Origin of the sequence: Parabacteroides sp. TM07-1AC, from assembly GCF_003480915.1 — a bacterium.
Lineage (GTDB): Bacteria > Bacteroidota > Bacteroidia > Bacteroidales > Tannerellaceae > Parabacteroides > Parabacteroides chongii.
Window position 1 is genome coordinate 829,810 of record NZ_QUKD01000001.1, and the last position, 24,598, is coordinate 854,407.

General features: G+C 45.4%; 10 protein-coding genes. 1 reads left to right on the forward strand and 9 read right to left on the reverse strand.

Annotation, left to right across the window (positions count from 1 at the left end; all coding sequences use genetic code 11):
• Window positions 1-18: 18 nt before the first annotated feature.
• The 7 genes from DXD68_RS03515 to DXD68_RS03545 form a co-directional block, all read right to left on the reverse strand.
• Entirely contained in the window at window positions 19-2,361 is a 2,343-nt protein-coding gene (locus DXD68_RS03515) for a glycoside hydrolase family 3 N-terminal domain-containing protein (RefSeq protein WP_122360305.1), read from the reverse strand.
• Between the two features lie 57 nt (window positions 2,362-2,418).
• Complete coding sequence (locus tag DXD68_RS03520) at window positions 2,419-3,804, reverse strand: alpha-L-fucosidase (protein ID WP_122360306.1); 1,386 nt, start codon at window positions 3,802-3,804, stop codon at window positions 2,419-2,421.
• A 225-nt stretch (window positions 3,805-4,029) separates the two neighbouring features.
• A complete protein-coding gene (locus tag DXD68_RS03525) occupies window positions 4,030-6,312 on the reverse strand; it encodes a glycosyl hydrolase family 95 catalytic domain-containing protein (protein WP_122360522.1) in 2,283 nt (760 codons plus the stop codon).
• A gap of 20 nt (window positions 6,313-6,332) precedes the next feature.
• Window positions 6,333-9,719, reverse strand: a complete 3,387-nt coding sequence (locus tag DXD68_RS03530; protein ID WP_122360307.1) for an endo-alpha-N-acetylgalactosaminidase family protein — start codon at window positions 9,717-9,719, stop codon at window positions 6,333-6,335.
• A 164-nt stretch (window positions 9,720-9,883) separates the two neighbouring features.
• The gene (locus DXD68_RS03535) at window positions 9,884-13,066 is read right to left on the reverse strand and encodes a sugar-binding domain-containing protein (protein WP_122360308.1); all 3,183 of its coding nucleotides are present in this window, start codon (window positions 13,064-13,066) and stop codon (window positions 9,884-9,886) included.
• 34 nt (window positions 13,067-13,100) lie between these two features.
• Window positions 13,101-15,242 (reverse strand): TIM-barrel domain-containing protein, encoded by a 2,142-nt coding sequence (locus tag DXD68_RS03540; RefSeq protein WP_122360309.1) that lies wholly within the window; start codon window positions 15,240-15,242, stop codon window positions 13,101-13,103.
• 247 nt (window positions 15,243-15,489) lie between these two features.
• A complete protein-coding gene (locus DXD68_RS03545) occupies window positions 15,490-18,909 on the reverse strand; it encodes a glycoside hydrolase family 2 protein (RefSeq protein WP_122360310.1) in 3,420 nt (1,139 codons plus the stop codon).
• Window positions 18,910-19,297: 388 nt separating this feature from the next.
• Here DXD68_RS03545 and DXD68_RS03550 point away from each other — a divergent pair, with 388 nt between their 5' ends.
• Window positions 19,298-19,543, forward strand: coding sequence for an RNA recognition motif domain-containing protein (locus DXD68_RS03550; RefSeq protein ID WP_122360311.1), 246 nt, complete (start codon window positions 19,298-19,300; stop codon window positions 19,541-19,543).
• A 94-nt stretch (window positions 19,544-19,637) separates the two neighbouring features.
• Here the strand turns inward: DXD68_RS03550 and DXD68_RS03555 are convergent, their stop codons facing one another.
• Entirely contained in the window at window positions 19,638-21,998 is a 2,361-nt protein-coding gene (locus DXD68_RS03555) for an ABC transporter permease (protein WP_122360312.1), read from the reverse strand.
• A 155-nt stretch (window positions 21,999-22,153) separates the two neighbouring features.
• Window positions 22,154-24,529, reverse strand: a complete 2,376-nt coding sequence (locus DXD68_RS03560; RefSeq protein WP_122360313.1) for an ABC transporter permease — start codon at window positions 24,527-24,529, stop codon at window positions 22,154-22,156.
• Window positions 24,530-24,598: the final 69 nt, after the last annotated feature.

Sequence of the window (24,598 nt, forward strand, 5' to 3'; positions counted from 1 at the left end):
CATTAATAAACTATTTTTTTATAATGTAAACTCCCCTTCCAGGCGAATATCATCCGAAGCAGCTCCAACCATCACCTTGAAATCTCCCGGTTCGACCACCTGTTTCATTTCCATATTATAAAGAGATAATTCCTCTTCACCCAACGTGAAAGTAACTTTTTTGCTTTCACCTTTCTTCAAGGTAATCCGCTCAAAAGCCTTCAACAGGATCGGAGCCTGGGAAACAGAAGCGACTTTGTCGCAAATATAAAGCTGGACGACCTCTTCACCGTCACGGTCGCCGGTATTGGTTACCGTACAACTTATCGTTTGCAAGGCATCTTTGCCGTTACCCTTTTGCATTTCCAGTTGGCTGTATTTAAATGTAGTATAACTCAAGCCATAACCGAAAGCATACAGAGGAGTACCTTCGCTCTCTACGTAAGCACGCTGCTTGCCCTGTGAATAGAACAAAGGCAACTGACCTTCGCTACGGGGAACGGATACCGGTAAACGTCCGGCCGGATTGTAATCGCCAAACAGAACATCGGCAATGGCTGTTCCTCCCTGCTCGCCCGGATACCAGGCTGTAAGTAAGGCCTGGGCTTTCTCCGAAGCCAGATTCATATTCAGTGTACGTCCCTGGATATAAACAACAACTAATGGCTTACCTGTGGCGGCAAGGGCTTCCAGCAATGGTTCCTGATCACCCAATAAACGCAAGGTGCTACGGTCGTATCCTTCGCCACAATCCATATCCGATAGCACTTGGATTCCATCCGTAGAAACATCGGCAGCGCCGGTTCCTATATATTTCGTTTTGAAATCACGTGCACTGGAACCACCGACTACCAATACCACCGCATCGGCAGCACGAGCGGCTTCCACCGCTGCAGGGATATTGCTGGCCGTTACATCACGGATCGCACAGCCTTTCACATAGTTCACTTTCGTAGAAGGAGAAACTGCTTTCCGTATGCCATCCAATACTGTAACGATCTCTTCACGTTCCTGAGGAGCCGTATAGTCACCCAGCTGGTTATACATCATATCGGCATTCGGACCGATCACGGCGATACTTCTGATATTTTTTTTCAAAGGTAATACTCCATCGTTCTTTAACAGGACAATCCCTTCACGGGCTACCTCACGAGCCAGTTCCTTATGTACTTTCGAACGTACCAGCTGCTTCGCCTGTTCCGGAGAAACATACGGATTCTCGAACAATCCCATGAGGAACTTTAAACGAAGCACGTTAGCGACTGCCCTGTCGAGATCCTCCATAGTAATGGAACCTTCTTCAAAGGCTTTCTTTAAATTCTTGCCATACGCATTTCCTCCCAGGTCCATATCAAGACCGGCTTTCAGTGCCAAGATGGCGGCTTCCTTATTATCTTTTGCCACCCTCGCTCCGACAATTCCTTCGATACTTGTCAGGTCTGAATAGACAAAGCCTTTAAATCCCCACTGATCACGAAGCACATCCGTCAGCAGATATTTATTAGAAGTACAAGGAACGCCATCGATAGAGTTATAGGAAGTCATGATCGTTCCTACACCTGCCTCCACTGCCTTTTTGAAAGGGGGCAGATAATCGGAGAAAAGCTGACGCATACCAACATTGGCACGTGCACCGTTATGTCCGGCTTCAGGAATGCCGTAAGCGGCGAAATGTTTCAAAGTGGAAAAAAGATGTTTGCCATCACTTTGATCATTCCCCTGCATACCTTTCATAAAAGCAACGCCTAAATTAGAGGTCAGCACAGGATCTTCCCCAAAAGTCTCCTCCATACGCGACCAACGAGGTTCACGGGCAATATCCAATACCGGACCATAACCGATGTTAGCGCCTTGTGAGCGGGCTTCCAAAGCGATCGCCTCTCCCATTTTATACATCAGTTCCTCATTCCAGGTACTTGCCTGCGCTAGTGAAGTCGGAAAAACAGTGGTTCCGATAGCCATGTGTCCGTGCGGACACTCTTCGGCAAATAAGACAGGAATTCCCAAACGGGTTTCCTCCACTGCATATTTCTGTAAAGCATTCAGTGCTTTGGCTGATAATTCGGGATTCAAACCTGTCTCCAATGTCTTTTGTGTCCAGGGATCTGCACGGAGAACCGCCCAGAATGAACCGATAGGCATTGCTTTCATCCGTTCTTTATAAAGGTCGGAGGCTACTACGTCCTTTTTTGTTTTGGTATACATTTCCCAACCCAGCGGACAGCACAGCTGACCGACTTTTTCTTCGACGGTCATACGTCCTATCAGGTCTTTTACTCTATCTTCGACAGGTGCCGTAGCCTGTTTATATAACGGCTGCTGAGCCATAGCCTGTCCCGCAAAAGCAATAAGGCCGATCAGTAAAGATGTTGTTTTACTCATATAACTATATTGTTGTTTTATTTAAGATATTGTTGAGTTGACAGTTGTTGTCAATTGTCATTTGCTTACTGTAAACTGTAAAGCTATCGGTTCATTCTTTAATCCTTTCGGAAGAGTAACCTTTACTTTGCCGTCTTTGCTGGAGTATTTCACGGTTTTGTTTCCTTTCAGCATTTTCATCTTGCCTGTCGGAATATTTCCGCTCCATTCAATCGTTTCAGGCAGATTTTCCCCTTCCGGCAAAGCATAAACGGCATATAAGGTCTTACCGTCTTTATCCGCAGTAAACCAAACATTACCATCATTATAAACCGGAGTGATACGGGTATTATAAATCGCTTTTCCATTTGCTCTCAGCCAGTCACCGATAACATGCAGACGTTCAGCCACCGCATCTTCAATAGTTCCCTGTGCTGTCGGACCAACACCTAATAACAGACAGCCCCCTTTGGCTGTGATCTCAGCCAAAAGACCGATCACTTTGGTCGGTGACTTATAAGGAGCATTGGGAACCCATCCCCAGTCATTACTCAACGTAATACAGCTTTCCCACGGATTATTCAACTGCGTTTCGGGAATACTACGTTCCGGAGTCTGATAGTTTTCATTTCTTCCGCGGATCGTGCGGTCGACAGCGATCAACCCCGGTTGTGTGGAGGTACGCACCTTTGTCAATAACTTATCGAGATTGACATCGTCACCGGTTACCCAGCCGCCATCCAGCCAAAGGATATCGAAGTTACCATAATCGGTCATCAGTTCGTTCATCTGGTTATAAGTGAAGTCCTGGTAGTTTTTCCACCAGTCCGGATGATTTTCTTTCTTATAATTCTGACGACGGTTAGCTGTTGCGAAATAAGGATTCCAGAACCATTCGCAATGCCAGTCCGGTTTAGAGAAATAACATCCGATCATAAAATCTTTCTGGCGGAAAGCATCGAACACGTGACGTGCCACATCTTTTTTCGGATCAGTACCGAAAGGACCGTTTGCGATGGAGAAGTCTGTGAACTTCGAATCGAACATACAGAAACCATCGTGATGTTTCGTTGTAAAGATCATATATTTCATTCCTGCATCCTGCATGATATCCGCCCATTTAGCGGGATCGAACTGTGTCGGGTTCAAAGAGTCCTTCAAACCGTAATACCACTTCTTGTATTCATCGTAGGTCATATCTTTCCTGCGGGAGATCCAGTCTACGTCCTCGGAACAGATGGACCATGACTCTACAATGCCCGGAACGGAATAAAGTCCCCAATGGAACAAAACGCCGAATTTCTGATCCTGCCATTTATCCAGTTTATCCAAAACCTTTTGATCTGTAGGCCATTCATAGTCGGTTGAACGTTCGTGAACAAAACCTTGTACCTGTTGGGCGTTTACATTCATCGTCAAAACGGCTCCTGTCAGGCATCCGAATAGTGTTTTCAGGATTTTCATAAAATAATCGTTTTAATTATTGTACATTATTAATTTTTCGTTTAAGTCTACTCTTAACGGGGATTAAAAAAGCACGGCAAGATACAGAAAATATCCTAAAAAGCAAAATGTAATTCTGACAGTATGTAACAAAAAAAGATGCACGGATCTCATAGTAGATCCGCACATCTTCATCCAATTAACAATAATACCAAATAACTTTTGCTAAAGTATTTCTCTTACTATTTACTTATTAATGATATTTACCCACTCTCCTTTGCTCGTTTCAAAAGAAAGGATACCGTTCTCATTCGTAACTTCACCAGCATTTCCAGTGACAACCACTTCCTCCGCTCCAAACGGTGAAGCGATCCGGATAGTGCCGCCCTGCTCCGGATAGATATGCAGTTTGGTGATCTTTCCATTCTGTTTTTCTGCCGAAATAAGGAAAGCCCCCATAGCACGCAGGTTATCGAATGAAACGTTTGACCAGCCGGCAGGGATAGCCGGGAATACACGGATAATACCTGTGTGACTCTGCAATAACATTTCCTGAATACCGGATGCAAAAGCAAAGTTACCTTCCAGGGTAAACGGACGATAAGTAAATTTCGATTTACCGGTCTTTGTCTGGTCACCGTTCGCATGGAATGTATTTCGAAGGCAGAAACATTCGGCAAATGTACGCAGTTTGTCGGCTGCACCTTCGCCGTCGAAAGCACGGGCCTTCATGTTACCACACCAACTGTATGAATAGCCACACCACCAATCCGGTCCATAATCTTCTAATTTCTGAATGGTAGCCCGAATAATCTTCTGTGATTTTTCTCCCTGGCTCCAGTCCAGCAACCCCAGCGGATGAATAGCCATCGCATGAGAGAAGTGACGGTGGGACTGATCGTATGAGAAACCTTTGGCAAATGTCAGGGCACCTTCTTTATCGGTATCCAGTTCCGGCAGTTGTTCATTCAGCTTCTGCCAATGGGCGGCTTCTTCCGGAATATTCAGTTCACCTGCCAGCTCTGAAGCAGCGCCGAAAGCAAACTTCATTAAGGCCAGATCATAATTGGTCATATCTTTGAACCAGGCATTGATCGAATTATCATATATCTCCGGACTGGAACTCATCGTTAGTTTCCGGACACCCTGTGCATCCACTACGGATATCTGCTCCAGGAATGTAGCCACCTCTTTCAGGAATGGATAAGCACGGTCCTTCAGAAATTCACGATCCATCGAATACTTCCAGTGAAGATAAAAATGCTGTGCCAACCATGCTCCGGCAGTCTGCGACATAGAATACTGTATCCATCCGCCCATCGGTACACCTAGTAAAGTACAGACACCGGGCACATTCATACCGTCTGTTTCAAAATACTGACGGGTATATTCTTTGTAGACATCCCTTTGATTCCACAATGTATTCAGATAACCCAAGCCCTCTTTCAGATGATTGCCCGTATAGGTCGGCCAGTAACTAAGCTGGGTATTCAGGTCATGGTGATAGTCGCCCTTCCAGGGGGGTAACTTACCGTTATCCGCTGTCCAGACAGCCTGCAACGAGATAGGATATGAATCTTCACGGGTAGCAGAACCGTACTTATACATTTCATTATCATATTGTTTCTGTAAAACAGGATCGGGAAGTGTTATGGAAGACTGCGCCCAATAACTCTTCCAGAAATCCAAATGAGACTGATAATCCTGATTTATACCGCGCGTCATCGCTTCCTGCGTTTCATCCGATGCTTTATCTTGTACCAATGAAGAAGTCACACTCCACACTCCGCAAAGTGTTTGTCCTTTTTGCTCCCAGCGGACATTTACATCATATGAAAAACCATTCCACCCCTCCTGATGATAGGTGATCTGATTGGCATCTTCATTGATTTCCCCCTGTTTATATCCGAGACGACGCAGATCCTGTCCTTCCACAGAATTGCCGGCTTCATTTCCTCCGGTATTGTATTTGGGAGAAATCAAGGTCGGAGTGATCGATGACGGTAAATTCTCGAAAACAAACCAGCCGACCGGTTCGGTAGCATGGACAAACGTTTTCAATGTCGCCCCGTTCTCCCAGGTCGCTTCACAAAGCGCATTGTTCAGATACAAACGAACATCAGATGGAGATCCCAGTTCTTTCAACGAGAACTCCAACGCCGCTCCCGGTATTTTGGACGGAGCCGGTTGCCGGTCATACGGGTGATCGAACTTCTTTTGTACCGGCAGATAATCCCCTTTCATCACCTGCTCACGAACCCAGGCAAACCGGTTGTTCGGTCCCGAAATACTATCCATCGGGCGAAGATCCCAAAGGTCTGTCCTATCCAGTGAAAAGCGTAACGCCGAATCCCGCTGCCACACCAGGGCACCGACCGTCGCATTTCCTAACGGCATTCCTTCATCCCAGGTCTTTGCCAGATCCGGGAACTGCAGATCGCTGTCCGATGATACCACCGGCAGGTCAACAGATACATTACAGGCTGTCAATAGCCATACACTCCATGTCAGTAATAAGTTTTTCTTCATAATATAATACATCTAAAATTCTATTTTATCAACTCTCCTTTTATTCCGAAATCGTCGATAACCAGCAATCCGTTCCCCTCTTTCACTACGGCGATATAAAAATCCGTACAGTCAGGAGTCGTGAAACGGACGTTACATGTTCCGGGACGATTCAAGTCGTAGGAAAAGACCTCTTCACCGGTCGACAAGGATCTGCCAACCACCTTGTAAACATCCCTGGTATCCACCTTGTAATCAAATTCGACTTCATATACCTGTCCCGGAGCGAAACGGATCATGGCAGGAGAAGTACGATATACCTCCCCGTTTCTTTCGCGCCAGGTAGCCAACGACCAATTCCCGTGAATTGTATTATCCGTATAAACATCGTGTTTTTGAGACAGATGCGTAGTAAATGCACTGGGCTGACAAGCTATAAAAGGCCCCCAGCCCTCATCGACATGTTCAAAATCTTCAAAATAAGCATAACCGGCTTTTTGTGTTTGCAGGCATTCCACCAGACGAACATCATCGAAACATACGGCTGCCGTATCCTCTGAAGCGACACCGCCATTCAGTGAAAGAACAATCTCTTTTTGACCTGCCGGCATACGGAATGGTATCTTCAAACGCTGCCAGGTCGTCCGGAAACGATCCGTATTATCTGTATAATTCATGACACGGCTTTCCTGGATGGAAGTTTGTTTCTTCAACTCTTCTCCGCTTTGTATCGCCAGCGTCGCTTCTTTCCGGCCGATGACATTGACCCAAACAGAAGCTACATATTCCTTACCAGATATCAGTCCGTTCACCACCTGGCTGACACCGGCAGCATCCTTTCCTTTTATCTCCAGATAGTCCTGTCCGTAAGCTGTTTCCCTGACAGCCAAAGCATCCGTAGCTCCCTGCTTCTTCTGCCAATAGTCAAACAACTGGCTGTCGAAACCTGTATCTTTTACCGGACTACCCTCGCTCCAGATCATTTCCGGTAAAGGAGCCATCTCCCGTTTATAAACGACATACCCTTGGTCCGGCAAAGCATCTATCTCTATCCGACCGTTACGGACAGGAAGCGTTCCTGCCAACTTACGTCCCAGATCGCTCAAAGCATACAAATAAACTGTTTCCTGTCCTTTCCAGGATTCCGGCAACTGCCAGGTCGTTTTCCCTCCCTGTACATTATAGTGGTAAATCTTTTCTTCCGTTTCCGGATTCCAGGGAATGAATACACAGTCACCCGTCATTAGAGTCTGTTCTCCCCTCTGAATGACTGTTCCGTTCTTCCCGTCTCCCACGGCAAGTAAACCACTCTCCAATACAGCACGTGCCGTATCCAGCTGCAATACCGGATAATGCATCAAATACCGGTAAGGCAACTGTTTGGTAAAAAAGTTATGAATCACACCTTTAAAATCACGTCCTTTTTGCCAGCCCATAAAACCGATCTCCGCTCCCCGGTTATATCCTCCGAGTAAAGCCGGATGCATAGCATAGCCGTCCCGGTACTGATGATGAACCAAACGATGTATCAAGCTTTTAGCCTCCGGATTATAATGGATCCATACGGCCTCCTTATCAAACACATCTGCATCTTCCGTCCATACAGCCCAGCCATTTTGGTTGAATAACCGGGCAGTCTGATGAGCCAGCCAACGATATTCCCGATAGGTATCGAGATAAACAAAAGACAGGTCGGGCACATCTACTTTCAGCCGGTTCAAACGTTCTTCAAAAGAACCTGCCAGCATATCCGCCTCTTTGTTCAGGAAATAAGACTGGTCCAGCCAGCTCCATGCAGGCATATCCGTCACGATCCGGTCATTGAAAGCTCTCGCCTCCGGATAAGATTCACTATGATTGATATGAACTCCGATATGCGCATTGTATTTCCGGGCTTCTTTTGCCAGAAATGCCAGATCGTCCTTTCCTCCCGCCCGTTCGTTATAATTACCGGAGTAATCCGGATGGGCACTGTCATGCCCTTCGCTCTGATATCCTTTCAGTTCGAGCATCTGTCCGAAACCATCGGTTGCCAGGTAAAACTTCTTGATATTATCCAACTGGCGAAGGAACGGATACTGGGCACAGCTGGCAAAATTCATAGTGATCGTAGCATATGAGTTCTGTATCCTGTCTACACCGAAAGGAGCCGGATAGACACGCTGCAAAGCAACAGCTCCGTCTTGCCAGTCGACCTTATTGTCCCGATTGCAATCATCGGAGAGGATCACCTTTATATAAGGCAGCCCGACTAGTTCTCCGTCATGTCCCCGATACATCCACTCGTTCCCCCAAATACCTGTCACCACCGAACCGGGTGTCTGTACCGATCGATACAAAAACTGACGGGTCGCATAAATAGAATTACTTTCAAGAGTTGCCACTAACTTATCTGAGTTCAGCAGTACAATGGAACCATACTGGCTGGTATTATCGACAGCCTTCTCTTTCAACGGATAGAATCTGTCGGCATGTACATTATCTGCTACAGACAGGCAACTTCCCGGAACCGTATCCGATAGGGATACCAGATTATGATCCGGAAAAGCCAACGTCTTTACTTTAAAGTTTCCTTTTTCTTCTATTTCGGTTACGGATAGCTGAAACAGGTTATCGGTTACCTGACAGCAGACCTGCATCGTAACACCTATCTCTTTTACTTTTAATGTATACAGAATCCGGTCAGCTTCCGCTTTGCTTGTCACCTGAGGCTGATAACGATCACCATTGATCAGGATATCTTTTACATCAAAAGGCTGTCCGTCCAGCCGGGACTGAGTTTCTTTCCAAAGATAAGACTGTACGGATGGAAAATCTTTATTCAATACTACCTCCATTCGGGATGAAGACAAGGTATAACCGCTTTTCTTTTTAACAATCTCTCTCTTCTGCTCTTTCAAAGCCCGGCAAATGACATTGGATATCTGCACATTTCCCTGATCATGCACGCGGAAACCTGTCCGACCGGGCGAGAGAGGAAGATCCGGTATATATTTATGAGTAATCTGTTCCCCGTCCACATATACTGTCAGTGTACGTTCGATACAATTTACTTTGATATGCCGTAGATGATGCGCATATAATTTAGCAATATCACGGGCTATCTCCGTCTTACCGTTCGGTGTTTCCACATACCAATAGGCAAAGCCCAAATGATCCGTGGCCTTATCACAGCCTACATATATCCAATCGTTTTCATTTACATAACGGAGCAATACACCCACCTGTGCCGATGAATTTTGTGGCAACAGGTCGAACTCGACCGTACTGTTGACAGCCGAAAAACCATCCACCCATGCCAGGCTATCCTGTCCGCTTTTCAAATACCAGGTACAGGAAGAATCGTTTATACCTTTCTCCAATTGCGGAGAGGCGAAAGAAGTTACTGAGATCAAACAAAAAGTCCCTATAGTTAGGATTTTATTCATCTGTTTCAAAATTTATAGTGCTTATATGATATATTACCTGAATATACAAAGATAAAGAGTGAAAATATATTAGAGAAACATATTTCCACTCTCTTTTCCTGAATCTCGTATTTTGCAAAATATATCACCTTTTTTGCAAACATTCGACATGGATTATTCCTTTTTTACTCTTCCATTATCGCCACTTTCGAGATGACCAGATCCGGTCCGTTCTTTACTTTCGCTTTCAGACGAAGGATACCGTCGTTGGAGTCTTCACGCATAATATGCAGTTTAACCCATGACTCTTCCTGATCCTGCTTGCCGGATTCGTAATCGCGACCTTCGAAAACCAGATATCCCGTACGTCCTTTCTTATCCTTGTCTGCAAAACAAACATATAAAGAACCGATAATTCCCGGCGGACACTCGATAGTCAACTCCATCTCCTTGCCCTGCCATCCCGGAGATACTTTCCAGGTTGTTTTTTTATTGGCAAATGTCTTGTCCGGATTAGCACAATCGATATATAATAAAGCATTACTGAACTCACCCGTTACCGTACTTTTCAGCGGTTCGACAAAAGTAAACATCTTTTGCAGTGAAGGGATATCTTTCTCCAGCGAAGGATTGAAGTCTTCAGAATCCATATAATGCAATATGCTCTTCTTCAGCTGACGGGCAACCGGATTCTTTTCATCCTTCAGATCAAAGCCGCAGACAACCAGTTTACCCTTACCAGCTTTCAGCTCAAAGATGGCCGCCAGCTTGTTATTCCGATGGAAATCGTCTACCGGCTGAGCGATCGGTTTATACGCTTCCGGATAATCATTTATATAAAATGCCCTCGCATCTTTATAGACAGACTGCCATTGCCAGTCGCTATGAGAATCGGTCGGGAACTCTGCAAACAACGGATGTTTATCGCGTACCACCATGCCGATCGTATTCTTTCCCTGACCAGGGAAGAAAGTCAATGACCAGTATAAAGGATAGTAACTGATCTTATCGCATGTTTCCTCCGTACCCAGTGCGGCTGCCTGCAAAAGAACTTTTCCACCGTTTTCAAGATGCTTTATACAGGCTGCATCCATCCGGTCGGTTACGTAAACAGTTCCAGTCGACTCTTTCTGCCTGTCGGCAGAAGTATTTACCGACGGATATACCCAGATATTCCAGCGGTTAGCTATCGCCCGTCCCTGCAGACCGACTTCCACCGTCAGTTTCTGAGCCGTAGTTATCTGTGACAGGTCACAACTAATCTTTCCCCCTAACTCCGAACTTCCGACAGGCCAACGGCGTGAAGCCGTCTCACCGGAAGCGACTAGATTGCTATTCGCATCTTTTATCTTCCAGTAAAGGCCATCCTGCAAATCTTCCGTTCCGTAATGAGCCAGTTGCATCTCGGCAGTAAACGGCTCCTTGTTCTCCCAAACATATTTCGGCATACGCAGCAAAGTGACCGTCGTATCATGATGTGCCCGGAATTGTTCGGGCGTAGTAATACCTTTACTATCATAAAATACATCCAGCCATCCGATCAGTGCTTCTCCCTGTCCCTGATAATCCTGCATGCTGAGCAACTGGATTCCGGCACAGGAGGGTGTACGAAGGAAGGATTCTATCTCATATTTATACATGATCTGATTGAGCGCACCCGAAGCTGCAACAAACTCCCCATTCTGTTCTTCGATCCTATTCTTACGTGCCTGCTCACGAAACTCTTCCAGGTTACGGGCTTTCAGGACACCGGTATATTTCTTTATCTCCTCCCATTTGGGATAGACCGGCCATTGTCCGATCTCATGGGAAAGGATCGGTATGTTTGACTGGGAATAAACATCCTCAAAGTCCCATGCCGTGGAAGCTCCTCCGCGTAAACCGCGTGTTGCGCCCAACTTATCGATATAATGCGTGACCATATACTGATCGACTGGCATGATCTTACGGGCAGTCGATACGGCATACAAACGGCGGGAATCCTTTGCACGTAAAGGCTTTATCCATGATTCCATCACTTCAAAATCGGAATTACCCAACTCGTTACCGATACATTGCATCACAAAAGAGGGATGATTGCCGTAAGCATTGATCATACGGTGCAGTTCCTGTTTTACATAACGGTCGGCAGACGGATTTTTTCCCAGTCCCTGTGGATGACCTTTCGTATCCATTTCTTTCCGTTCCTTTTGTTCGACAGACATCCACCAGTCTATCCAGATCGTTTCTGCCTGGATATAGATACCGATCCGGTCGGCAGCCACAAAAGCAGCTTCGGGAGGACACCAGGAATGGAAACGGACATGGTTCAATCCGTAATCTTTATAGATACGGAAGATACGTTCCCAATCCTCTACCTTACAGGAAGGATAACCGGTCAATGGGAAATGAACACAATCGAGATTTCCGCGCAGGAATACCGGTTTTCCGTTGATCTGTATCTTCGACTTGGAAGAAGTTACTTCACGGAAGCCAAATTCTATCTCACGGGTATCGTATGTTTTCTTTTTATCCTGTACGGTAACTTTCAATCGATACAGATTCGGGGTAACATCATTCCACAGCTTGATGCCGGCGGGCATCGCCGCCTGGAAGTCCAGCACATTCGCACCTTTCTGTAAAAGTTGTTCAGTTATCCGGCTAAAAACGACCGCTCCACTCTCCCGCTCCGTCAGTTGCCAGGAGATACGGGTATCCACTTTCTTAGCAGATGTGTTCATGATCGTATCTGTTACCTGCAGAGTACAGGGAGAAACCTTGGTAAATACTTGCGGATTGGAGAAATGGATGGCTTCGACAGCTTTCAACTGTAGGCGGCCAACTGCACCATTCCAGATACTTTGTGTATATTCGGTATACACATGCCCTTTATCGCCGATATTATAGATCAGATCGTTATTGATACGGATCGTCAACCGGTGTTTTCCGGGAGACAAATAACCGAGATCATGGTAATGGGGAGTGGAGAGTGCATCCTGTACGGATACTTCTTTTCCATCGACAAAAACACGTGATTCCCATAAGACCCGTTCCAGTTCCATCCGGATGCGTTTTCCATTCCATTCGGATGGGATTTCAATTTCTCTCGAATACCAGGCAGGACCATAATATTTATAAGCACGTGTAAGGATACCGAAATCGGAGCCGGACGTTTTTTCACCATAATGCGCTTCATCGGTTGTTCCCGGTAAAGTTATATGATCGGTAAAAGAGGTTCCCTGCCAGTTTTCTTTCAACCCTTTGTCTTCGGGATCGAGCTTAAACTGCCAGGAACCGCTTAAAGATTGATTGTTTTGTATCTGTGCAAAAGCCGATATGCACCAATTGGCTACTAAAAAAAAGATTACTTTAGAGAGTTTTTTGTTCATATGTATTTTGTTATTGTCAAAAGTAAATGTAACCTTATTTGGTCATAAACCGGAAATTATACTCACTGAATGACCAAACTTGTTTTCCCTTCGGAAGAACAGCCTTACCCTTCTTTTTGCCTTTTTTGTCGACCGTAACAGTCAAGTCGATGCGGGTATACTCACCTTTTTCGAAATCATAGGATGAACCGTCATCATCATAAAGAGAATAGGTTGCCGGTTTATTTCCGTAGTGGCGTACTTCCAACGGATATTTCCTATCCTCAAACTTCGCCATAGCAGGCCATAAAGGAATTATACCGCCATCCTTTACATAAACAGGAATATGACGGCCGGGAGCTACCGTTATTACTTCTCCTTCACCGGCAAACTCTCCGGTATAGAAATCAAACCATTTTCCTTGGGGCAAAACCACTTTGCGCTCTTTCTCTCCGGCAAACAACGGAGCTACCAGGATATTCTCTCCTACCATAAACTGATCTTTCACTTCCCGGCGGATAGCCATTGCATATGGATTGTCCGTCGCATCCAGTTGTCCTTCTACCGTCTGTACTTCAGCCGCATATCCCTCTTCCAGGTTCATCGCCCGAACCGGAGGTGTCCCGTAAAAAGCATAATCAGCAAACGCGGTATATAAATAAGGAATCAATTGGATACGCAACAATGCTATTTCACGAATGTCGTCCTCTACATCCGTAAACGTCCACGGCTTCGTACCATCCGCCCAGGCGTTCAGTTGTGCTATCGGCGAGAAACAAACCGTCTGCATCCGTCGGAGCCACTCTTCCGATGTCTTGGAAGAACGAACTTCCGGTGTCCACAATACCCCGATAAAAGAACTGTTTATCAATGCCGTAATAAAACCCCGATGATCGTAATAATCATTATACAATACATATGGATAGGCATTCGTCCCTGCATTACCGGCACGCACCTGTCCGTAGGTACGCATATTCTTCTCACGATACATCTTTATGGTTGCCTGCTGCATCAGCGAACCATACAGGTTACGGAGCTGTTCCGCCGGAATACCGGAAGGGAAAGTAGCTACATCCGGCCAAAGCCAGGAATCATATCCGTCGTTTTCATCCATCTTATAACCGCTGATACCGAGATCGAGCTGGTGCTTGCGGAAATGATCGGTCATGATCTTACAGGCTTCCGGCATGGAATAGTCAGGCACTTCGCCCAACCAAACGGTATGCGAACCGGTATAGGGCTTTATCTTGTCATATACCTCGCTATGCTTGGATACATACGGATTCATCCACAGATTCAACCGGATATTCTTATCCAGCATATCCTTTACAAAACCGGGAGCATCCGGAAAACGCCCCTTGTCCCACTCGTAGGTACACGGATAGGCTTTGCTATGCCATCCCGGTTCAAGCCCGATCACAGACAGAGGGAATCCCCGTTTCTCAAACTCATCGACTTCCGTTTTCACATCTTTGTCGGTAAACAAAGTCGGTGTACGATGCCAGAACCCGAGTCCCCACCGCGGAGGTAAAGCCCCTCCGCCGTTATACAGGTTGTAACGGCGGACAACATCCAGCATCGTCGGACCGGCAAAAAATACCATTTCCACACCTTCGGCGGGAACCAATACTTCTATATTATCTGAATAGGGCTGTGCGGGCCAGGTCCGGTCAGTATTACGATCCTGTTCTTCGGGAGCATTCGGACCTTTGCGGACGGCAGTTCCTACCCAAAGATCTATGTAACGGGCCGAATTGATCAATACACCGTATCCGCGCGAAGAGATAAAGAAAGGAACCGGTGCATGGGTACGTCCGTTGTCGCTGCCGGTATAATGGTCCATGTGAAGCCGCATGATCCTTCCGCGTTGTTCAACAGTTTTAAAGTTAAGTCCCAGTCCGAATATCTTCTCCTCCTTTTCCAAAGGAAAGCTGATATACGTTTTACCATCTCTCAATTCCACCTTCACATCGGCGGGAGATATCGGCAAAACACCTTCCGGCATCTGTTGAAGAGCCTCTTTTTTCGGTGTGATATCGAGTTCACTTAACAGGTTGATTTTCTCCGGTTTTCCGACAGATAGTTTCCAAACTCCGGCGTACTCACCAGTGCTCCAATCTTTCGAAGCGACATTCGATTGAGCAAAAGAAACAGCCACGTAACCAATAGCTGCAAATAATAAGGTAAGTTTTCTCATGATATTGTGTTCTACATATTTAGATGCAAAATAAAACTATTTAATCAGAATAACAAATGGATGGGAGATATTAAAAGATGGATAATATTGTGATCGGTTTAATCTTTATACGAAAGGCTTATTTCTTCCTTATCTTCTGCATTTTGTATCCTTTAATTTTGTACCTTGGTTAAATTGAATTAGTATGGGGTCTTTTTCTATTTTGCATGTATATAAATAGAAAAAGACTCCCTTTCTATAATTGAATTTATTTTACATACAACATAACTGTTCCGCCAATCGTATCTCCCTTCTTTAACGGTTTCCGGAACGGAGCATAATAACTGCCCAGGAACATTTCATTTCCTGCCGTGACGAAATCGGCAACCAGGAAACGGATACGGTCTTTTTCCAGCCATGAACGCCAGTGTTGTTTTCCGTTGGAAACAGCTGTTACCTTATTTCCTGAATGGTCTGTCAGACCGGCATACCAAATGTTTCGGCGGGTTGAACGGAAATCGTTACTTCCCAACTCATTATAATCCAGGCTCCAGGACCAGCTCGGTTCCACACGGGGATCCAGACGGGCGGGCAGACCGGAATAGAACAACTCTGCCTCTCCTACCGGACGGCTGATATGGTCGTCGGGATAAACGCTCCACAAACCGTCACGCCGCCAAAATGTTTTATCGAATGCAGCGGGAGCCTCGAAGACCAGTCCCCACTGACGGGGATTCACGTCTGCCAGCGCATCGAAAGAATAGCTGACGGAAAGTTTTCCTCCGGCATTGACAGTCAGCTTATAACTTCCCTCAAACTCCTTATAGCTTCCTTTAACGGTAACAACAACGTTCTCTCCTTCTTTGACAGCATCTATCTCCGTCGGTTTCCATTCGGTACAGATATCATTAAACAAAGGCGTGTTTGCATTATGATTCGGGAAGCAACCTCCGCCATTCAAAGGCAATGCCATCAGCCATGGACCTCCGTTCAGTATCTCCTGTTTTCCCTGCTTCAGGGACAGGATTTGTCCGGTCGTACGGCTCACCTCGCAGGAGAAGTTCTTACCCGTAATACGGTAAACGTCATTGCTCTTCTTCAGTTGAGTAGCTGATGATTGCAGTTCCGGCAATTCGTTCTGGACCTGTTTGCCGACCGGAATGATATATTCATCGGCAACAAAGCCACGCGGATCGGTGAATGAAAGATAAAGTTCGTTCGCTTTATCCGGATTTTCGATCGGGATACGTATCTGTCCATTCTCTCCCGGTCGGATCGAAGCAAAAGATATACCCTGCTCCTCCCCGTATTTCCAACGGATCTGCAACTCGCTGAAATCCGTATATGTATATCTGTTTTCCAATGCGATGGTCAGTTCCTTAGCCGGAGACAATTGTGCGGTATGTACCCGTACAGGACTGTATATCTTCTTCATATCCCAATATTCCGGTTTCGGACGACGCCATCCGTCGATCGGTCCCCACGGTCCGTAACCGACCGCATCTCCGTTCGGCATCTGGAAAATATCGTCGATACCCGACCAAATGGAACCACCCAGCACACCGTCCGTCTTATACATATTATCCCATGTCGGAGACAAAGCCAGTGCCCAGTCACTGCGCACACCCGGGTCTGTTACCAGTTCGCTCCGGTTATATACATTCAGGTGGCAATACTCACCATATACCATCGGGCGGTCACTTTTGGCCGCGACTTTATATCCGTCCGGCCCCGGATAATGGATATTCGCTATCGGTGCCGTACTTCCCTGATTATTGAAGCCACCGTATGCCTGGTCGTGGAACGTATGCGGACGTGTAGGGTCTGCCTTTTTCACATAGACTTCCACCTGGGCAAACTCCTTGTTCCAGTAAGATTCATTTGCCATCGACCAAAAGATCACAGAAGGATGATTCCGGTAAAAATGAATGGTTTCCATATTTGCCTGCAGGACATACGGATAATATTTGCTATCCTGATAATCGAGTGTTTTCCAATTCTCGTTGGCATGATGGCCGATCCAGCAAACAGGTGCTTCTACCTCGACGAACATACCCAGTTCATCACAGAGCTGAAGCAATTCTTCACAGGGAGGATAATGTGAAGTACGGATAAAGTTACAGTTTGCCGCACGGTATAATTCCACATCTTTCCGTTCCAGCTCGGGAGTCATGACACGCCCCGTAAGCGGGTGCGCTTCATGACGGCAGACACCTCTCAGTTTCACCGGTGTTCCGTTTACCAGCAGACGGTTGCCAACGATCTGTACCTCCCGGAAACCGAAGCGTTTCTCGATCTGTTCAGTCGTACGGTCACCAGTACCCAATTCAATCTTCATCGTATATAAATGAGGATGCTCATTGTCCCATTTCTGCGGATCACGTACTTTTCCTGTCAGCCAACCGTTCCATGTCTCGCCCGGAGCCAATGAAGGAATCTGCTGGTCCAGCACAACCGGCAGTCCGGCAATGGAGAGACGGGCAGCGATATTCTCTTCAGTTTCTTTCCCGAAGTTCGTTACTGCCAGGTAGACTTTTAAGTCGGCATCCTTATATTTTTCATCCAGGTCCGTTACAATACGTATATCAGATATATGTACATCCGGGACGGTAAAAAGCGTCACTTTACGAGTGATACCGCCAAGTTGGTGAGCGGCATACTGCGTCAGGCTGCCCAGCATATCGGCAAGCGATTCGCTACGAACTTTCAGTGCCAACCGGTTCATGCCTGCTCGTAATGCCGGCGTAGCATCCAGTTCAAACGCAGTCATACCTCCCATATGGCTTCCTATTTCTTGTCCGTTCAGCCAGACGGTACATTCGCTGGAGACACCGTCGAAACGCAACTTCACCTGTTTTCCTTTCCAGTCGGCAGGTAAGGTAAATGTAGTCATGTATCCTCCGAATCCGGCCGAATCGACCTTGAAGCCCTGCATCGACCACTGCCCCGGTACAACGACCGGATACCATTCCCCTGCTTCAGCCTCCCGGTTCTGAAAACCGGCTTTCGGTGAAGGATTGAACTGCCAGGTCCCGTTCAACGAAAGAACCGGATCATATACGCCCGGAACACTGTAAGGTACAGCCGTATAAACCGGCAAATGCTCTTCTGCATTCACTGTCGTATCGACCCGGTAACTCTGCGTATGTATCAATGCCTGTTTCTGGTCGCCCTCGAACGGAATCGGTTTCTTCGGGTTGGAAGAATACAGATTCAGTTCGGACACCAGTGCATTCGGGCCTTTCAATACTTCGAAAACCAACACCAGCTGCCCGTAAGCAAATGCTTTCTTCGGCAGGTCGATGCGGTAACGTTGTTCTTTTCCTTTTTCCAGCAGAACAGGAGCCTGTACTTCGTTTCCATCGGCAACGATCCGTTGCTGACGCTCACTGTCAGAGAGATAAACGACCTCCAACTGGTAGTCAGCCTGGATATCCATCCGGTCGAAAGCATAAATAACGGTTCCTCCGAAATTGCATGTCCGTGCCGTGGCGCTTCCGCCTATTTCGTCGGGCATCGTATAATTATCGCCTTTTACCAAAAACGGCTGTTTGCCGTCCATACCGCAATCGTTGGAAGCGACTGGGTGCAAGGAAGTAGTCTGTGCACTTATTGTCAAGACAGAGAGTAATAATATCAAAGTACTTAGAAAAGGCATTCTATGCCTGGATTGTTCAAGGTTATTCATTCCGCTTTTGTTTAATATTTCACACTGCAATATTACAAATATCCGGCAGCTTACCCTCTATATATTATAAATGAAAAGAAAAGCGTGAGGGAACTATTCTTTCATAAAGATGTACAAAACGGAACTGTCCGCCATAAACATCCAACCGCCTCTTTCCCAATTTATGGCTTTATTTCATAATAATAATGTATTATCAAAGAATAATCAAGAAGTATAGTGTTTTATCCAAATTGTTTCCGTTACTTTGCATCAGAAACAATAAGAGATTTATTTCGATCTTACTCTAACATGTATCTTTCCGGTTCTCAAACACCGGGCATTTCCATCTCTGATAAAGACCTTCCTAAAGTTTTATTGTTAAATTATTAATTTTTTTATTTTTATATTTATGAACATGTATATTGGTAACCTTAGCTACAATGTTAAGGAATCAGATTTGAGAGATGTAATGGAAGAGTTTGGAACAGTTGATTCTGTAAAACTTATTGTAGACCGCGACACAAGAAGATCAAAAGGTTTTGCTTTTGTTGAAATGCCTGAAAGCTCGGAAGCTATGAAAGCGATCAACGAATTGAACGGTGCAGAATACGAAGGACGTGCTATGGTTGTGAAAGAAGCACTTCCAAGAAATTAATTGACTGACATATTATTGTTAATACATCAATAGAAAAAGGATATCTGTAACAGATATCCTTTTTTGTTTTTATATGCGTACTTTACAACCTGTATCATTCTGATTTCAGGCTATCTACCGGATTAGCATTGGAAGCGCGCCAGCTCTGGAAAGTGACGGTTCCGACTGTAATTACCAAAACGATCAGCAGTGCAACCATGTATACCCACCAATACATCGGTGTTTTATAGGCAAAGCTTTCCAACCACTTTTTAATGCCATAATATCCTACCGGGGCAGCCAGTGCAAAACAGATCAGGACAATATAAACATACGAACGGTTCAGCATCTCCAATATCTCCATATTCGTCGCACCGTGAACTTTACGGACTCCGATCTCTTTCCGGCGGTATTGGGTTTCAAATACAACCAACCCAAAGACACCTACAAGCGATATAATAATAGCCAGTATACTGAACACCGTAATCAGGCTACGCAAGTTCTCTTCCTTATGATACAGTTGGTTAAATATCTCATCATAAAACTCGATATCATACGGATAAGACGGGTCTATATCTGCCATCGTATTACGGATATGGGAAACGGTACCGTGTATATCTGTTCCGGCTTTCAGGCGGATATAGGAAACAGTCATAGGAAAAGGTATATTACCTGTCACAAAAGCAATATTATTCTCTCCGCTACGGAGTGAAGTAAACTTCACATCACCGGTCAGACCTACAATACGACCTGTTTTCCACGATGTTACCTGATCACCGGCTTCCATATTCATTTCCATCTTAGCCGCATGGTTAAAGATATACACAAAATCTTCCGACAGTTTGTCTGCAGGCGAAAAATCGCGCCCTTCCTCGACCGGAATACCCATGACACGCAGGAAATTCTCTGATACAGGGATCATGAAGAACTGGAACTCTTTTTCCTTTACATAACCGCCATTGGTGCTGTAACCATCCTTCGAACCTACTTTTTCCATGGCAAAAGCCACATCTTCGATACCCGAATATTCTTTCAGACGATTCACATACGTATCGTGCGACTTATTATAGATCTCCCCGCTCAAACGGACAATAGCGATCTGATCCTTATCGAACCCCAAAGAATATCCGCGCATATAATTGTTCTGAAGGCGGACAAAGCTGGCGCCGATGATCAACAGGATGGAAACGATAAACTGAATGCTTATCAGGATCGTACGCAGCTTGCGCCCGGAAGGAGAAAGTCCGAAACTGCCTTTCAGTACCAACGCCGGCGGGAAAGAGGTCACATACCATGACGGATATAATCCGGCAACGATCCCGGTAAACAAGGCTACAACTCCGGTCAGTAATATAACAGACAGGTTACTTACTATTGCCAGGTTTGCATCCACGAAAGGCAAGGCTTCCGTACGTCCCAATATCCAGACAATGAATAAACTCAACAGCCAGGAAATCATGCTGATGATAGCTGCTTCCGCCAGCAGGGCATGTCGCAATACAGCATCCGGGCTACCCAATACTTTCTGGGTATTGATACTCTTGATACGCATCGGCGTCAGAGATGTACTGAAGTTCGTAAAGTTGATAGCAGCCACAATGATAATCAATAAAGCGATGAAGAACAGCAACATGGTCACTTCCTTATTTCCACTTCGGAAGATCGTTCCGTCCTGGCTCTCATTCATATAATAGATACTTGTCAACGGAGTCAGTTTGATACGTGTATCCTCCCCTTTATCTATCTTGGAGAAGTCAAAGTTGGCATTGAAATTATCCACTACGGTCTGTGCTGATTCAGGATTATCCAGTAACAGATAGCAAACATAATTACTAGCTCCGAAATTATCCCGTTGATAGGTTTCACCGATAGCTGTATAGATCAGGTTACGCATCTGGGTATTACCGGGAAAATCCTTATAAACAGCTCCTACCGTATACTCGCGGTTATCTTTCGATTGTACACTTTCTTCCGCATGAAGTGCTTTTCCCACAGCCGGCTGGTCACCGAACATCTTGCGGGCTACACTCTCAGGCAGGATTACTTTTTCCGGATCATTCAGGCAATCGCGGTCCCCTTCAATGATCGGGAAATCGAACACTTTGGCTATATCCGGATGACAAGTTTGTACCAACTCCCGGTAACCGATCTTCTGCCCGTTCTTCACAACAGAAAAATAGACAGCAGGATTGTAGGGATAGATCAGGCTACCTGCTTCGATATGGGGTGATGACTGGATAACCGACTCTACAAAAGCACGTGGCAGGATCAATCCAAAAGTACCTGCCTGTGTTAATTCAAGGCGATACACCCGATCGGCAGTCGGGTGGCAACGATCAAAACTACGCTCGTAGTTCACCTGTATCAGAATAACTATAAAGGCAGCAAAAGCCACAGCCAACCCAGCCACATTCAAAAGGGTCGCCATCTTGAAACGCCGCAATACGCTCAGAAAGTTTCTTAATATTGTTTTCATATTATTTGTATTTACCTTTTATCATTCAAAATATATGCCAAAAAGTTATTTAGCTATATTTCAACTATTTATGCAAACAAGGCAAAACAACAATGTCTAATAATTAGACACTTATGTATAATTATTAGACATTGAAACAAATAAAAGAAGCAGTGTTATTCAGACTTTATGCTCTCAACCGGATTAGAGTTGGCTACATGCCAGTTCTGGAAAGTGACCGTAACGAAAGTAATAACAGAGATAATAACAAAAGCCAGCAGGAATACCCACCAATACATTGGTGTACGGTAAGCGAAGTTTTCCAACCAACGGTACATTCCATAAAAAGCGACCGGAGTAGCCAGCACAAAACAAGCGGTAAGGATGATCAGGTAGCTTCTGTTGAACATGACCAGTATCTGGGAGGTAGACGATCCCAACACTTTACGGACAGCCACCTCTTTCCGGCGGTACTCGCTCTCGAATACAACCAGGCCGAATACACCGACAATGGAGATAAAGATTGCAATAACGCTGAACAGGGTGATCAGGTTGCTGATCTTCAATTCCCTTTCGTATGTCTGCTGCAGGATCTCGTCATAGAATGTAGTTTTGAAAGGATAAATCGGATCTATCTTTGTTAAACAGGCTCGCACATGTTCCATGGCAGCCCGCAGGTCGCTGCCCGCTTTCACTTTTACGTAAGCGGCAGAATAATATTTACTGTCGACTTCCTGTCCCCATCTGTATTTACCCCATACATAAAAGGTCATCGGCGACACTTCATTTCGGAAAGAAGCGAATTTGACGTTCGAAATAAAACCGACGATCTCATCGCCATCGATCTTCTCTCCCAGTTCCAGATTATACATCTCCCGGGCTTTCTCATTAAAAATATAGCTCCCGTTTTCTTTCAAATCATCTTCGGGGCGGAAATCACGACCGTCTGTTATCTCGATTCCCATGACACGCAGGAAAGAGGGAGAAACAGGGATACACTGGAAATTGATATCCTGGTCTTTGTATATACGTCCCCATCCCATATAAAAGTCACGGCTGGACAGAACCTGTTCCGCATAAGTAATATCTTCTATTCCCGAGAATGACTTCACCTCGCTGGTCAGGACTTCCTGGTTTTTATTGACTTTACCGTTCAATTCAACCACGATCAGTTCGTCTTTATCATATCCCAAGGGGGTATTTTGCATATACCGGTTCTGTAAATACATGAACAGAGAACTGATGATCAGGATAAATGAAGCGACAAACTGGATACTTATCAGTGCACTTCGAAGTACCCGCCCTTTCGGAGACAAACCAAAACTGCCTTTCAACACCAACGCCGGAGGAAAAGAAGTGATATAACAAGCCGGATAAATACCCGCTAATACACCTACCGCCACAGCTAAAGCAGCTGTAGTCATAATGATACCCGACTGTGCCGAAAAAGACATGTCAGCATCTACCAAAGATGCGACAAAAGTCTGCCCGGCAATAAATAACAAACCCAGCGAAATAAGATAAGCCACGATACTCACAATGACAGCTTCTCCCAACAAACTCGTCCGGAGCACGCTATCGGGACTACCCAACACTTTCTGCGTATTGATACTCTTGATACGCATCGGGGTCAGAGCGGTACTGAAATTAGTAAAGTTAATACCGGCTATCAATAAGATGACAAAAGCGATCGCAAACAGTACATGCATCGTCTGCCGGCTGGCTTTCGGCATGGAATCGAAAGAGACATTCGTCAGGAAATGTAACTTAGGCAGCGGTGTCATCATCAGCTCGATGCCGTCTTTCTCCCACTTGAAATCTTTTCCGAATTGCTGGGAGGCATCGAAATTCTTTTTGAAGTTTTCTTTGACAACTTCTATGTTGGAAGGATCATCCAGACGGAAGAAAAAGAAATAATTCTGGTTGCCGTACTCATTGTAATTTTCTTTATCGGACATTCTCCGGTAAATAATATTCCTGACAGACGAGTTACGGGGGAAGTCTTTAAAGACACCGCTGATCGTAGCCAATGTATTTTCGGACTCCGCGCCCATCAAGCGTTTACCTATAGCCGATTCATTTCCGAACAGGCGGCGCGCCATACTTTCAGGGATTATAGCTGTTTCCGGTTGATCGAGTGCTGTCTCATTCCCTTCTACCATATCAAAATGGAATACACGGGTAATCCCGGCTGTCGTGTTTACAACGGGGTCCTTGAAATTCTGCCTTTCGCCGCCTTGGTCCACGCTATAAAACAACTCGGAATTCCAGGAAGACATAATCATTCCGGCTTTTACATGCGGGGATGATTCTGTAAATCCTCTTGCAAAAGGACGGCTGATAACAGCACTCATGCTACCTTGAAAATCCATATCCATCCGATAAATCGAATTGGCTTCCGGCTGGCAGGAGTCGAAATAATTGTCGTAATTTACCTGCATCATGATCACCATAAAAGCGGTAAAAGCGATGCTTAATCCCAACACATTCAGCAGTGTCGCCATTTTAAAACGGCGAAGCACACTGATAAAGTTTCTAAAAAGAGTTTTCATATCGATTAATTATTATTTCGATTTAAGGTTGTTCCCACAAACAACTTTATTATAAAAAACGTAATAATT